Consider the following 13,533-nt stretch of genomic DNA (forward strand, 5'->3'; position numbering starts at 1 on the left):
ACCACCCTAGACTGACGACACCACCGCCGTCCCGTCAAGGGAGTCCCGCTGAGTACCCGCGACCGCATCCTCGACGCCGCCGCCTCGGTCATGCGCGAGCGCGGCCTGGCCCACGCGACCACGAAAGAGATCGCCAGGGCGGCCGGCTTCTCCGAGGCCACGCTCTACAAGCACTTCGCCGACAAGACCGAGATGTTCGTGCGCGTCCTGGCCGAGCGACTGCCGCCGTTCTCGTCGGCGATCGATGCGTTGCGACCCGGTGACGCGACCGTGGCCGCCAACCTCCGGGAAACCGCAAAAGCGGCGATCAACTTCTATACCGACAGCTTTCCGATCTCCGGGTCGATCTTTGCCGAGCCCAAGGTCCTCCAGGCCCACCGCGCCGGGCTCCGCCGCAGCGGCGCCGGTCCCCACAAGGCCAACGAGGCTCTGACCGCCTACTTGACCGCTGAGCAGCAGCTCGGCCGGGTCGACCCGGAGGCCGATGCGGCCAGTTTGGCCGCGCTACTGCTGGGCGCCTGCTTCCAGCACGCGTTCCTGGCCCAATTCGCGGACCACGAACGTGCGGACGCCGAGGCAACCGCCGCCGCGCTGGTCGACGCCTTGTCTCCAGCGCTGACGTCGTCTCGCCGCCCGCCGGACGACCCGCGGCAGCGCTGATCCGGCGGTCCGGAACGGGCTTCCGGCGGTCCGGAACGGGCTGGCGCGGGGCGATTCGCCGGGTGACTCGCCGGGTGCGGGGCGTATCCCTGGCGGTCGTGACCGGGTACGGCGGAAGCCTCGGTAGGCTGAATCGTCGCATCCCGTGCCTTCCAGGAGTTTCCGTGCCCGCGCCGACACGCGTCGTCGTCGAAGTCATGCTCAAGCCCGAGATCCTCGACCCGCAGGGTCAGGCGATCGCCAACGCCCTGCCCACTCTGGGATTCTCCTCGATCGCGAGTGTCCGTCAGGGCAAACGCTTCGAGGTCGAACTCGCCGGTGAGGCCACCGAAGAGGCTCTCGACGAGGTGCGCCGCGCCGCGGCGACGCTTCTGGCCAACCCGGTGATCGAGGACTACGAAGTCCGCGTCGAGGTCGTGGAATGAACCCGCGAATAGGAGTCGTCACGTTCCCCGGATCGCTCGACGACCGGGACGCGCTGCGCGCGGTCCGGCTGGCCGGCGGTGATCCGGTGTCCCTCTGGCACGCGGACGCCGACCTGCACGGCGTCGACGCGGTGATCCTGCCCGGCGGCTTCTCGTACGGTGACTACCTGCGCTGCGGGGCGATCGCCCGGTTCGCGCCCGCGATGGCCTCAGTGGTCGATGGGGCCAAACAAGGCCTTCCCGTGCTGGGGATCTGCAACGGCTTCCAGGTGCTGTGCGAGTCGCACCTGCTGCCGGGCGCTCTCCGTCGCAACCACCACCTGCACTTCCGTAACCGCGACCAGAAGCTGACGATCGCGTCCACCGCGACTCGCTGGACGCAGGACTACGAGAAAGACCAGGAGATCCTCATCCCGCTGAAGAGCGGCGAGGGCGCCTACGTCGCCGACGAGAAGACGCTCGACGAGCTCGAGGCGGAAGGCCGGGTCATCGCCCGGTACGTCGGCAACCCGAACGGGTCCGCCCGTGACATCGCCGGCATCAGCAACGAAGCCGGCAACGTCGTCGGGCTCATGCCGCACCCCGAGCACGCCACCGAGGCTCTCACCGGGCCGTCGACCGACGGCCTGGGTTTTTTCACCTCGGTGATCCGGGCGCTGGTGCCCGCATGACCGACACGACGAAAGCCGCCGAGGAAACCCCCGACGAGCAGCAGCCGTTCCTGGAGCTCGGCCTGAAGGACGACGAGTACGCCCGGATCCGCGAGATCCTCGGCCGTCGTCCCACCCAGACCGAGCTCGCGATGTACTCGATCATGTGGAGCGAGCACTGCTCCTACAAGTCGAGCAAGGTGCACCTGCGCCAGTTCGGCGAGAAGGCCCCGAAGACCGACGCGCTGCTCGTCGGCATGGGTGAGAACGCCGGTGTGGTCGACGTCGGTGACGGGCTCGCGGTCACGTTCAAGGTCGAGAGCCACAACCACCCGAGCTTCGTCGAGCCCTACCAGGGCGCGGCGACCGGTGTCGGCGGCATCGTCCGCGACATCCTGACGATGGGCGCCCGCCCGATCGCGGTCATGGACCCGCTGCGGTTCGGCGCCCACGACCACCCCGACACCGCCCGGGTGCTGCCCGGCATCGTCGCCGGGGTCGGTGGCTACGGCAACTGCCTCGGCCTGCCCAACATCGGCGGCGAGGTCGTGTTCGACCCCTCCTACCAGGGCAACCCGCTGGTCAACGCGCTCTGCGTCGGCGTCATGCCGCACGACCGGATCCAGCTGTCGGCGGCCAAGGGCGTCGGCAACGTCGTCGTGCTGCTCGGCGCCAAGACCGGCCGTGACGGCATCGGCGGCGTCTCGGTGCTCGCCAGCGCCACGTTCGAGGCCGGCTCGGAGTCGAGGCGTCCGTCCGTCCAGGTCGGCGACCCGTTCGTCGAGAAGCTGCTGATCGAGTCGTGTCTGGAGATGTTCGACCGCGAGCTCGTCGTCGGCATTCAAGACCTCGGCGGCGCCGGACTGACCTGCGCCACCACCGAGACCGCGGCGGCCGGCAAGGTCGGCATGCGGGTCTGGCTCGAGCGGGTCCCGCTGCGCGAGCCGTCGATGGAGCCGCACGAGATCCTGGCGAGCGAGTCGCAGGAGCGGATGCTCGCGATCGTCGAGCCGTCGAAGCTCGACGAGGTGCTCGCGCTGGCCGCGAAGTGGGGCGTGCTCGCTACCGCGATCGGCGAGGTCGTCGACGGTGACCGCCTGGTGATCACCTGGCACGACGAGGTCGTGGTCGACGTTCCTCCCCGCAGCCTCTCCGACGAAGGTCCGGTCTACAACCGGCCGATCGAGCGGCCCAGTGACTTCGAACTGGTCCAGGCCGACCGCGCCGAGACGCTGCCGCGCCCGAAGACCGGCGACGAGCTGCGCGAGACGCTGCTGACGCTGGTCGCGAGCCCGAACCTGGCCGACAAGAGCTGGGTGACCGAGCAGTACGACCGGTACGTGCAGGGCAACACCGTGCTGGCGCAGCCGGAAGACGCCGGCGTGATCCGGCTCGACGAAGACAGCAACCGCGGGATCGCGTTGGCTACCGACGGTAACGGCCGGTACGCGAAACTCGACCCGTACGCCGGGGCCCAGCTCGCGCTGGCCGAGGCCTACCGGAACGTCGTGACGACCGGTGCGGCTCCGCTGGCGGTCACGAACTGCCTCAACTTCGGCAGTCCGGAGGACCCGGGCGTCATGTGGCAGTTCCAGCAGGCCGTCACCGGCCTGGCCGACGGTTGTCAGACGCTGGGGACGCCGGTCACCGGCGGTAACGTCAGCTTTTACAACCAGACCGGGACGACCGCGATCCACCCGACGCCGGTCATCGGCGTGCTGGGGGTCTTCGACGACGTCGCCCGCCGGACGCCGATGGGATTCTCCGACGACGGCGAGTCGCTGATCCTGCTCGGGTCGACCGAGGAGGAGCTGTCCGGGTCGGAGTGGGCCTGGGCGCTGCACGGCCACCTCGGCGGGGTGCCTCCGCGGGTCGACCTGGCCCGCGAGAAGCTGCTCGGCGAAATCCTGATCGCGGGTTCGCGCGACGGGATGCTGTCGGCCGCGCACGATTTGTCCGATGGGGGGTTGGCGCAGGCGCTGACCGAGGCGACGCTGCGGTACGGCGTCGGCGCGCGGGTCGTGCTGCCGGAAGGCGCGGACCCGTTCGTCTGGCTGTTCTCGGAGTCGGCCGGCCGGGTGCTGGTCTCGGTGCCGCGCACCGAGGAACTCCGGTTCACCGACATGTGCACCATGCGGGCGCTTCCGTGGGCACGGATCGGCGTCGTGGACAAGGTCGGCGGGGCGCTGGAGGTCCAGGGTCAGTTCACGATTCCGTTGGAGGAGTTGCGGTCCGCGTGGACCGGCACCCTTCCTGCTCTTTTTGGTGGACGCCACTGAGCTGGGCGTTCATCGGGCCGGCCCGTACCCCTCGCTGTTCGGGGTGCGGGCCGGTGTGGTTTCTGGCGCCTGGCTGCCTACCGCTGCCGGCGCGGTTGGTCCCAGTCGGGGACTTCCGGTTCGGGCGGCTCGGGCTGCTGCGGATACGAGCCGTACGGCTGGCCGGGCGGGGGCGGTGGCGGATGCTGGTAGCCCTGGGCCGGGTACGAGGGGTACCCCGGAGACGGGTAATCCGGAGACGGGTTACCTGGAGGGGGGTTACCCGGAGGGGGGTTACCCGGAGGGGGCGGGGGCTGCCAGGCCGGTGACTGGTACCCGGCGGGCGGCTGGTACCCGGCGGGCGGCTGGTAACCGGTGGGCGGCGCCGAGGACGGGTAGTTCGCCTGCTGGCCGGGGTAGCCCGGCGCGGGCGGCTGGGGTTGGTACGCCGGTGGCGCGGAGGCCGGGTAGCCGTTCGGCGGCGGTCCGGAGTAGTCGGAGGCAGGCCACTGCGCGGTCGGCTGCGGAACCCCGGACATCGGCGGCGCGGGAGGCCCATAGCCCGGTGCGGGCGGCCCCGACATCGGTGCTCCCGACATCGCCGGTCCGGACATCGGCGGTCCCGGCGTCGGCGGCGCGGGAGGCCCATAGCCCGGTGCGGGCGGTGCTGACATCGGCGGTGCGGGAGGCGCGTAGCCCGGTGCGGGCGGTCCTGACATCGGCCGGCCCGGGTAACCCGGGGCCGGCGGCCCGGACGCGGGGTAGGCCGGGTAGCCCGGCGAAGGTGGCCCCGACATGGGTTGCCCCGACATCGGCGGTGTGGGCGACGCGGTGTAGCTGCCTGCCGGTGGCCCCGACATCGGCCGGGCGGGGTAGCCCGGTGCGGGCGGTCCGGACATGGGCTGCGGCGGGTAGCCCGACGCCGAGGACGCCGACCCGGCATAGCCCATCGGCGGGGCCGACGCCGGATAGTTCGCGGCCGCCGGGTACCCCGCCGGAGGCACCGGCGTCTGGTACCCCGCGGGAGGCACCGGCGTCTGGTACCCCGCCGGAGGTGCCGAGGACTGGTACCCCGCTGGAGGCACCGAGGACTGGTACCCCGCTGGGGGTGCCGAGGCCAGGTACTCCGCCGGGGGTGCCGAGGCCTGCTGGTACCCAGCCGGAGGTGCCGAGGACTGGTACCCCGCCGGAGGTGCCGAGGACTGGTACCCCGCCGGAGGTGCCGAGGACTGGTACTCCGCCGGGGGTGCCGAGGCCTCCTGGTACGCGGCCGGAGGCCCCGAGGCCTGGTACGCGGCCGGGGGTGCCGACGCCGGGTACGCGGCCGAGGGCTGGTAGCCGGCCGGGGGCTGGGCCGCCGCGGGGGGAACGTCCCAGCCCGCCAGCGGAGCCTCCGCGGGCGGAGAGCCGTACGCCGTGCGGCCGGGCGTCCCCCATTGCTGTTCGACGGAGGGATCGGCCGTGGGCCACGCCGCCGTCGCGTCGGCCGAGACGGGCGCGGGCATCCCGGACGCCGGGGCGTCCGGGGACACCACGGGCCACTCCGCGGTGCTGTCGGTGGCATTGCCGGCGGACCACCCGGCCGCGCCCCCGGAGACCTGGATCGGCTCGGTCGACCGGTTCACGTGCTGCCAGTTGCCCGCGCCCTCCGGGGAAGGAGGCGGTGCACCCCACACCGCGGTCGCGTCGGCACCGACCGGGGCCGGGTACGGCGGCTGCGTCGCCACCGTGGTCTCGGCCAGTGCGCCGGGCACCCGCATGGGCATCGTCGGCATGATCGACTCGGCCGCGACCAGGTCGGGCAGATCCTGGGGCCCGCCGGGCCCGCCCGGGCCCCCGGGGTCGCCGTTGTCCTTCTCGCTGCGCTTGTAGAGCCAGAACGCCAGCGCCCCCAGCCCACCGAGCGCCACCACGATGCCGACGATCAACAGCACGGTGTCCCACGGGAATCCGCCACCGTCGGACTTCACCGCGGCCTGCGGAGCCGGGGTCGACGCCGCCGGACTGCTCGGCGCGGCCGGCGACGGGCTCGGGCTGGCGCTCGCGGCCGGTTCCAGCGCCAGCGACACCCCGGTGACCGTGCCGTTCTGCGGCGTCACCGTCGTGCGGCTGACCTGGTAGCCGGCCATCGTCGCTTCGATCGTGACCTGGCCACCGGCGAGCGGTTGGGCGGGCGTGCAGTTGAACGTGCCGGTCGCGTCGGTGGTGGAGAGGCAGGTGGCGCCGTTCACGTCCCGGGTCGTGACGCTGGCCCCGACGACCGGCTGGCCCGACTGGCCGTCGGCGACCGTGCCGTTGATCTGGGTGACGGGGGGCGGCGCGCCGGTGAGCGTCAGCGTGAACTGGCTGGTGTCGTTGGCGCCGTTCGGGTCGTCGCCGCCCGCGTCGATGCTGATCTGGCCGGTGGCGTTCAGCGGGGCATCGGTGGCGGGCAGCGACCCGGCCTGCGGCGGCGCGATGACGAGCGTGAACACGGTGGTCTTGCCGACGTCGAGTTCGTTCACCGGGCAGGAGAGCACGGTCGGACCGCCGACCTGGTTGCAGCTCGGGCTGCTGCTGGCCAGCACGACGCCCCGGTCGCCGAACGGGATGACGACGTTGGCGTTGAACGCGTCGGCCTTGGACGGGCCGTCGTTGGTGATCGCGAACACGAGCGTGGCGGGCTGGCCGCCGGCCTGGGTCGCCAGGTTGCCCTGACGCACCTCGAGCCGCAGGTCGGCCGGGTCACCGGCGCTGGCGGGAGCGGCCGGAAGGAAAACGAGGCTCGCCGCTGCGAGGGCCGCTAACAGCGTCGAGCCCAGTCGCTTTGCGTACACCACTGTCTCCCGCGTATCGGTTCGCGCCGGACAGCGCTCCGACCGATCACTATGCCTTGCCGAGGTATCCGATACCTAACGTCTCACCGGTTTGCCCGAGTCGCAGGCCTTACCTCCGACCGCTCGGACCGGCTGCGATCGGCCGTCCGGTGGGCCGGATACGGTTCGTTGGTGGCGAAGGTGGTCGACGATCCGGACGCGGTGGCCAGTGCGGTCGCGTCGCTGGACGCGGGGCAGGCGGTGGCGCCGCTGGTGCTCCGGAACGCGGTGCGGCATCTGCTGGGCGTACTGGCGCGCACGGCGCCCGGTAGAACCGTGGAGGTGCGGGTGCCGCCGTACGGGGCGGTGCAGTGCGGAGACGGACCGCGGCACACCCGCGGTACGCCGCCGAACGTCGTCGAGACCGACCCCGAGACCTGGATCGCCCTGGCCACCGGCCGGCTGCCGTGGGCCGACGCGGTGGCGGCGGGCAAGGTCTCGGCGAGCGGCTCGCGTGCCGACCTGACCCGATGGCTCCCGCTCGCCTAGACCACGGCCATCGGGACGACCGGGACGGCGGTCGCGCTGGTGACGATGCGGGGCGCGTCGCCGCGCGGCGGGGACGCCAGGTACACGGCCACCGCGCCCGGGCCCTCGACCGTGAGGCGGTGCGTGTCGCCGGGGCGGGTGCTGACCGTGCCGCCCGCACGCACCACCCGCTCGTCCAGGCCGTCGCGGGACGCCCTGGTCTCCCGCAGCGCGCCCGACACGACCGCGACCGCGCCGTATCCGGCCTCGTGGGCGTGCAGGTCGCTGGCGGCGTCCGGGCCGAGTTTCACCAGCCAGGCGTCGTAGAGGAAGTTGCCGCGCAGTTCGACCGCGCCGCCGATCGGCAGGTCGGCCAGCAGAGCGGCGTCGACGACCATCGACTCGGCGCGCTCACGTAGCGCGGTCGGGGTCAGCGCGGAGGGTGCGAGCAGGTAAGGCTCGGGGTAATCCAGCATGACGAATCCGTCTCGAGGTAGAGCGCGGGAATGCTCACGGCGTCCGCAGCGGACTGCGCGCGAGCCGGACGAATCGTCAGCGACAACACTCGCCGCACTGACCGGTGATCACCGGTGACAGGGCGCAGGCGAAGGTCGTGGTCACGACGAAGAGTGAACCACACCGTCCCCACCTGCGCGCACCCGCTGGCGGCAGGCGTTCCGGAAAACAGGGCCTAGACTGGGCCCGTGCTCCGTGGTGACGGCAAACTGACGCACGAACTCGACCCCTCAGACACCGGCCCCCAAGACGCTTGCGGGGTTTTCGGCGTGTGGGCCCCCGGCGAAGACGTCGCCAAGCTCACGTATTACGGCCTGTACGCGCTCCAGCACCGGGGGCAGGAAGCCGCCGGAATCGCGGTGAGCGCCGGTACCGGTGTCGTGGTCTACAAAGAGCTGGGCCTGGTCTCCCAGGTCTTCGACGAGTCGACGCTGGCCAGCCTGCAGGGCCACCTCGCGATCGGGCACGCCCGTTACTCGACGACCGGTGGCTCGACCTGGGAGAACGCGCAGCCGACGCTGCGGTCGACCAGTGCCGGTACCTCGGTGGCGCTGGCCCACAACGGCAACCTGGTCAACACCGGTGAGCTCGCGCGGGCGGTCGCCTCGACCGGCATCGGCGCCCAGGGCCCGGTGAGCACGAACGACACTTCGCTGGTGACCTCGCTGCTCGCGTCCGATCCCGATCGGTCGCTCGAGCAGGCGGCGCTCGAGGTGCTCCCGACGCTGCGCGGCGCGTTCAGCTTCGTCTTCATGGACGAGCACACGCTGTACGCCGCGCGCGACGCGCAGGGCGTCCGGCCGCTGGTGCTGGGGCGGCTGGAGAGCGGCTGGGTGGTGGCCAGCGAGACCGCCGCGCTCGACATCGTCGGCGCGAGCCTGGTCCGCGAGGTCGAGCCCGGCGAGCTGATCGCGATCGACGAGGGCGGCCTGCGCTCCGAGCGGTTCGCGATGCCCGAGCCCAAGGGCTGCATCTTCGAGTACGTCTACCTGGCCCGGCCCGACACCACGATCTCCGGTCGCGGCGTGCACGCGACGCGCGTCGAGATCGGCCGGCGGCTGGCCGCGCAGAACCCGGTGGACGCAGATCTGGTGATCCCGGTGCCGGAGTCCGGCACCCCGGCCGCGGTCGGCTACGCCCAGGCCAGCGGCATTCCGTACGGCCTCGGTCTGGTCAAGAACTCCTACGTCGGCCGGACGTTCATCCAGCCGTCGCAGACGATCCGCCAGCTCGGTATCCGGCTGAAGCTCAACCCGCTGCGTGACGTCATCCGCGGCAAGCGGCTCGTGGTCGTCGACGACTCGATCGTCCGCGGCAACACGCAGCGAGCGCTGGTGCGGATGCTGCGTGAGGCCGGCGCGGTCGAGGTGCACGTGCGCATCTCGTCGCCGCCGGTGAAGTGGCCGTGTTTCTACGGCATCGACTTCGCGAGCAAGGCCGAGCTGATCGCCAACGGCCTCGACACCGAGGGCATCCGGGCCGCGATCGGCGCCGACTCGCTGAGCTACGTGTCGCTCGACGAGTTGGTGGCCGCCACCGAGCAACCGCGCAAGCGGCTGTGCATGGCGTGCTTCGACGGGAAGTACCCGATCCCGTTGCCCGCCGACGACATGATCGGTAAGCACGTGCTCGAGGGAATCGAGCGTGGAGTCGGTAAGCCATTGCCGTTGGTGGGTTCGCCAGGCGGCGCCGGCGCTCTCAGCCGGCCCTAACTTTCCTTACGGGGCCGAAAAACATGGAGGCAGAGTGAAGGACGTGGTGACGTCCGGAGCACCAACCCAGAGTGGTGCTCGAGTGACGCGTACGTCACGCGATGCCAAGGAGGAGGGCTCCTCCTACCGGGCGGCCGGGGTCGACATCGAGGCCGGCGACCGGGCCGTCGAGCTGATGCGCTCGAAGGTCAAGAAGACGTTCCGGCCCGAGGTGGTCGGCAACATCGGCGGGTTCGCCGGGTTGTTCGCGTTCGACACCGACAAGTACAAGAAGCCGGTGCTCGCGTCGTCGACCGACGGAGTGGGCACGAAGCTGGCCATCGCCCAGCAGATGGACATCCACGACACGGTCGGCGTCGACCTGGTCGCGATGGTCGTCGACGACCTGGTGGTGTGCGGGGCCGAGCCGCTGTTCCTGCAGGACTACGTCGCGATCGGCAAGGTCGTCCCGGAGAAGGTCGCGGACATCGTCGGCGGTATCGCCGACGGGTGCCGGTGGGCCGGGTGCGCGCTGCTCGGCGGCGAGACGGCCGAGCACCCGGGGCTGCTCGAACCGGGCGAGTACGACATCGCGGCGACCGGCATCGGCGTGGTGGACGCCGACTCGATCCTGGGGGTCGAGCGGATCAAGGCCGGTGACCAGATCATCGCGCTGGCCTCGTCCGGGCTGCACTCGAACGGGTACTCGCTGGTGCGGCACGCGCTGCTCGCCGGCGGCAAGATGCGCCTGGACCAGGAGATCCCGGAGCTCGGCAAGCAGCGGACGCTCGGCGAGGAGCTGCTGACGCCGACCACGATCTACGCCAAGGCCTGCCTCGAAGTGATCGGCGAGTGCGAGGTGCACGCGCTGGCACACATCACCGGTGGCGGGCTGCCCGGCAACGTCGTGCGGGTCATCGGCGAGGACGTCGACGTCGTGATCGACCGGGCCACCTGGCGTCCGCAGCCGATCTTCGACCTGATCGGTACCGTCGGCCGGGTCACCCGGGCCGAGATGGAGCGGACGTTCAACATGGGCGTCGGCATGGTCGTGGTGGTGCCGCCGTCAGACGTCGACCGCGCGGTCGCGTCGTTCTCGGCCAAGGGCGTCAACGCCTGGGTCACCGGCGAGATCGTCTCCGGCACGGGCACCGTGCGCCTGGTGGACGAGCATCCGGCCTAGCCGGTCAGGGCCGGTCCCATCAGCGCGGAAGCGATGGCGGCACAGATCGGGAGACCGGTCTCGTGTTCTATCCAGGCCCACTGGCCGTTGGGGTTGAGGTCGAGGAAGTACCAGTCGCCGGACGGCGTCACCGCGAAGTCGACAGCGGCGAACCGCAGGCCGAGCGTCTGGAGCATCCGGCACAGTGCCTCCCGTACCGCGGGAGGCACTGTGGCGACCGCGTACTCGATCGCGTCGTAGTCGCTCCGCCAGTCGATCCGCCCCGCCGCCGAGCGGGCCGTCAGTGACGCCGCGAAGAACTGGTCGTCGACGACCGTCAGCCGCACCTCGTACGCCTTCTCCAGGTGTTCCTGGAACAGGTGCGTGGTGAGCCGGATCGCCTCGTCGGACAGCTCGGCGGCCGACACCGGCGAGGTGTAGACGAACGCCGTACGCCCGTCCTGTTCGGCCGGCGACGAGAACGGTTTGTAGACGATCGGGCCGATCTCGTGGGCGAAGCGCCCGGCCGCGTCCGGATCGTTGGTGATCAGCGTGCGGGGAACCGCGAGGCCGGCCGATGCGGCCGTGGCCAGCTGCACCGGTTTGTATTCGGCGTAGCCGATCCGGCTGGGGTGGTTGAGCCAGTTCGGCACCGTCGCGAGCAATCCGCCGAGGCCGACACGGGCCTCGAGCTCGGACCACTGCCGGTCGGCCGCACTCATCGGCGGGAACACGAACGACGACGGACGCCGGTAGTAGGCACCGCAGACGTCTTCCAGACGCACCGAGCGGGACGGCGAGCGTAGTTCCGTGTGCCAGGAGTCGCCGAGCGACGCGGTGACGGTGAGACTCAGCGGGAACGCCGCGGTGTCGACCCGGAAAACCTCGGCGCCGCGCTCGTGCAGGGCGGTCACGACCAGGTCAGCGGTCGGATCGAGCTGTTCGGTGAGAACGAGCACGGTGCGGGGCACGAGTCAGGACGACTTGTCGTGTATTTCGTCCTCGCGCGGGATCTGGCCCGTGGTTCGCAGCGTGAGACCCATCGAGTGGTCGATGAGCGGCGTCCAGCCCGCACCGTCGCGCGCGAGCGCGATCTGGGCGTCGTCGTCGTAGGCGATCGCGTCCAGCGGCAACTCGACGCCGTGCTCCGGCAACGTCGCGAACCGCAGCCCGAACGGCCGGGCGGCACCCTCGGCCGGACGCTCGTCCGGATCGTGACCGGTCTTGACGCCGTCGCTGCCCAGCGGTTCGCCGGATCGCAACGCCGCCATCATGGCCCGGCCGAGCGGCAGCTGATCGCTGATCGGAAATACCGTCGCGTAAGCCGCGTGCTGGCTGGTCAACACCGTGTCCTCCAGGGATTCCGCGCACCGTCTGGGCCACTGATCAGCATCCCAGAACTGGGTGGGCAGGCTCCCGGAGATCCCGCATCCATTGACTGCGGGGTGATTCGTCCCACCCCGCCAGCCCCTGCTGCGTGAGCTTGCTCCCGCAGACCTCGACACTCACCGCTCCCACTAGCCCGGCACGAAACACCGCGCCGGAAGGTGCCGGCGCGGCAACTGGTACCAGACAGGACGACGTGACCGGACGCTGTACGGCTAACGCCTCGGCGCCCAGTCGTCTTCGTCGTATTGACCCGAGTACTCGTCTTCGTACTCGTCGTCGTCGTCGTCCGTGGAGGCGGAACTAGGGGAGCTTGAAAGCTCCCGCTGGAGAGCGTCGAGGTCGGTGTTAGGAGAGCTATATTTCAGCTCACGCGCGACCTTCGTCTGCTTTGCCTTAGCACGGCCGCGCCCCATTGGCTCGACCCCCTCGCACAGGTGTATCGGGGCGTCATGCGAGAGGCCCCGGATGATGGCATGTCTCGTAGTGACACCGTACCGTCCCCACCCAACGTTCGGCACCTCGCGGGTTGGGCCGATCGTCTCTCGGGGGACGGTTGAGGACGATAGCCGCACCTGGAGGTGCGGCGGCGTTCTCGTGCAGCGTTCTGCAGGGCGATTTTACGTGACGCGCATCACATGCCGTTCGCCGGGATCAGCCGTTGGCGGACGAAGTGGTCGGCCCGGTGGTGACGCCGATCAGACCGGCCGGTAGAAAACGCCGATCACTCGGCCCCTCTCGCAGTGGTACGGAAAGACGATCAGACCTCCGCCGATTCGTCAGCTACACCCGGCAAAGGGACGGTCGCCTAAAGAAGGCGGATGGTTGGGCTAGTCGGGACAGACCGCCACGACCGACAACATGGCGGTATCCGTATTGGCCGAACGGTTGAGATGCGGTGAAACCGTCGTCGAAAGGGGGCCTACCTGCGGATACAGTCGCCCTACCAACCTTTCGGACTACCGTCAGTAAACGGCTGGTATGCGCACGGTTCCCTTATTAGGCCGGATCGGTACGTAGGATCATCCTTTCGGCCCATGTCGGGCAAGGCGGACACCCGGGAGCATGGAGGGCAATGCGGCGCCCTCCCCGTCGCATACCCCTCTGAAGGAGATTTCCATGGCTACCCGTACCCCCGAATCGGAGCCCCTGCTCACGCCGGCCGAGGTCGCGACGATGTTCCGCGTCGACCCGAAGACCGTCACCCGGTGGGCGAAGGCCGGCAAGCTCAGCGCGATCCGGACGCTCGGCGGCCACCGCCGGTACCGGGAGTCAGAGGTCCGGGCCCTTCTCGCCGGCATCCCGCAGCAGCGGACCGGCGACTGAGCGAAAAGCTCAGCTACACGCTTCCGGTGCGCGAGACCAGCTGCCCCTACAGCATTCCGGTCTCGACACTCATCGGTTCGAGCGCGGCCTACGACGTTTCGTCGTAGGCCGCGCTTTCGTTTGTCACCTGTGCGCG

12 protein-coding genes and 1 pseudogene are annotated in these 13,533 nt (G+C 70.6%); 8 read left to right on the plus strand and 5 right to left on the minus strand.

Features of this window, described 5'->3' with window-relative positions; genetic code table 11:
• Nucleotides 1–66: 66 nt before the first annotated feature.
• The 4 genes and pseudogenes from ACIBZJ_RS36510 to purL all read left to right on the plus strand — a co-directional run.
• Nucleotides 67–660, plus strand: a complete 594-nt coding sequence (locus ACIBZJ_RS36510; protein WP_395938150.1) for a TetR/AcrR family transcriptional regulator — start codon at nt 67–69, stop codon at nt 658–660.
• Nucleotides 661–824: 164 nt separating this feature from the next.
• Entirely contained in the window at nt 825–1,085 is a 261-nt protein-coding gene (gene purS, locus ACIBZJ_RS36515; RefSeq protein WP_395938012.1) for a phosphoribosylformylglycinamidine synthase subunit PurS, read from the plus strand.
• Nucleotides 1,082–1,756: a phosphoribosylformylglycinamidine synthase subunit PurQ gene (gene purQ, locus ACIBZJ_RS36520; protein WP_395938014.1), complete on the plus strand. Its 675-nt coding sequence runs from the start codon at nt 1,082–1,084 to the stop codon at nt 1,754–1,756. Before purS ends, purQ begins: the two co-directional genes overlap by 4 nt.
• 23 nt (nt 1,757–1,779) lie before the next feature.
• Nucleotides 1,780–4,014 (plus strand): annotated as a pseudogene (gene purL, locus ACIBZJ_RS36525) (phosphoribosylformylglycinamidine synthase subunit PurL); the annotation flags it as partial.
• Nucleotides 4,015–4,091: 77 nt separating this feature from the next.
• Here purL and ACIBZJ_RS36530 read toward each other — a convergent pair.
• Nucleotides 4,092–6,809, minus strand: a complete 2,718-nt coding sequence (locus tag ACIBZJ_RS36530) for a carboxypeptidase regulatory-like domain-containing protein (protein ID WP_395938016.1) — start codon at nt 6,807–6,809, stop codon at nt 4,092–4,094.
• Nucleotides 6,810–7,010: 201 nt separating this feature from the next.
• Between ACIBZJ_RS36530 and ACIBZJ_RS36535 the strand changes: the two genes are divergently transcribed.
• Complete coding sequence (locus tag ACIBZJ_RS36535; RefSeq protein ID WP_395938152.1) at nt 7,011–7,337, plus strand: sterol carrier family protein; 327 nt, start codon at nt 7,011–7,013, stop codon at nt 7,335–7,337.
• Here the strand turns inward: ACIBZJ_RS36535 and ACIBZJ_RS36540 are convergent.
• Entirely contained in the window at nt 7,334–7,792 is a 459-nt protein-coding gene (locus ACIBZJ_RS36540) for a hypothetical protein (RefSeq protein ID WP_395938018.1), read from the minus strand. The genes ACIBZJ_RS36535 and ACIBZJ_RS36540 overlap by 4 nt on opposite strands.
• A gap of 228 nt (nt 7,793–8,020) precedes the next feature.
• Here ACIBZJ_RS36540 and purF point away from each other — a divergent pair, with 228 nt between their 5' ends.
• Complete coding sequence (gene purF, locus ACIBZJ_RS36545) at nt 8,021–9,544, plus strand: amidophosphoribosyltransferase (protein WP_395938020.1); 1,524 nt, start codon at nt 8,021–8,023, stop codon at nt 9,542–9,544.
• A gap of 82 nt (nt 9,545–9,626) precedes the next feature.
• Nucleotides 9,627–10,706, plus strand: coding sequence for a phosphoribosylformylglycinamidine cyclo-ligase (gene purM / locus ACIBZJ_RS36550; RefSeq protein ID WP_395938022.1), 1,080 nt, complete (start codon nt 9,627–9,629; stop codon nt 10,704–10,706).
• On the opposite strand, the gene tgmB is transcribed toward purM, so the two are convergent.
• The 3 genes from tgmB to ACIBZJ_RS36565 all read right to left on the minus strand — a co-directional run bounded on the left by tgmB (nt 10,703) and on the right by ACIBZJ_RS36565 (nt 12,487).
• Complete coding sequence (gene tgmB, locus ACIBZJ_RS36555; RefSeq protein WP_395938024.1) at nt 10,703–11,656, minus strand: ATP-grasp ribosomal peptide maturase; 954 nt, start codon at nt 11,654–11,656, stop codon at nt 10,703–10,705. The two genes, purM and tgmB, sit on opposite strands and share 4 nt — an antisense overlap.
• Nucleotides 11,657–11,659: 3 nt before the next feature.
• Entirely contained in the window at nt 11,660–12,028 is a 369-nt protein-coding gene (tgmA, locus tag ACIBZJ_RS36560) for a putative ATP-grasp-modified RiPP (RefSeq protein ID WP_395938026.1), read from the minus strand.
• 258 nt (nt 12,029–12,286) lie between these two features.
• Complete coding sequence (locus ACIBZJ_RS36565; protein ID WP_395938028.1) at nt 12,287–12,487, minus strand: DUF3073 domain-containing protein; 201 nt, start codon at nt 12,485–12,487, stop codon at nt 12,287–12,289.
• Nucleotides 12,488–13,190: 703 nt separating this feature from the next.
• Between ACIBZJ_RS36565 and bldC the strand changes: the two genes are divergently transcribed.
• Nucleotides 13,191–13,397 (plus strand): developmental transcriptional regulator BldC, encoded by a 207-nt coding sequence (bldC, locus tag ACIBZJ_RS36570; RefSeq protein ID WP_035858691.1) that lies wholly within the window; start codon nt 13,191–13,193, stop codon nt 13,395–13,397.
• Nucleotides 13,398–13,533 lie beyond the last annotated feature (136 nt).

The sequence above is a fragment of the Cryptosporangium sp. NPDC051539 genome, assembly GCF_044454545.1.
Classification (GTDB): domain Bacteria; phylum Actinomycetota; class Actinomycetes; order Mycobacteriales; family Cryptosporangiaceae; genus Cryptosporangium.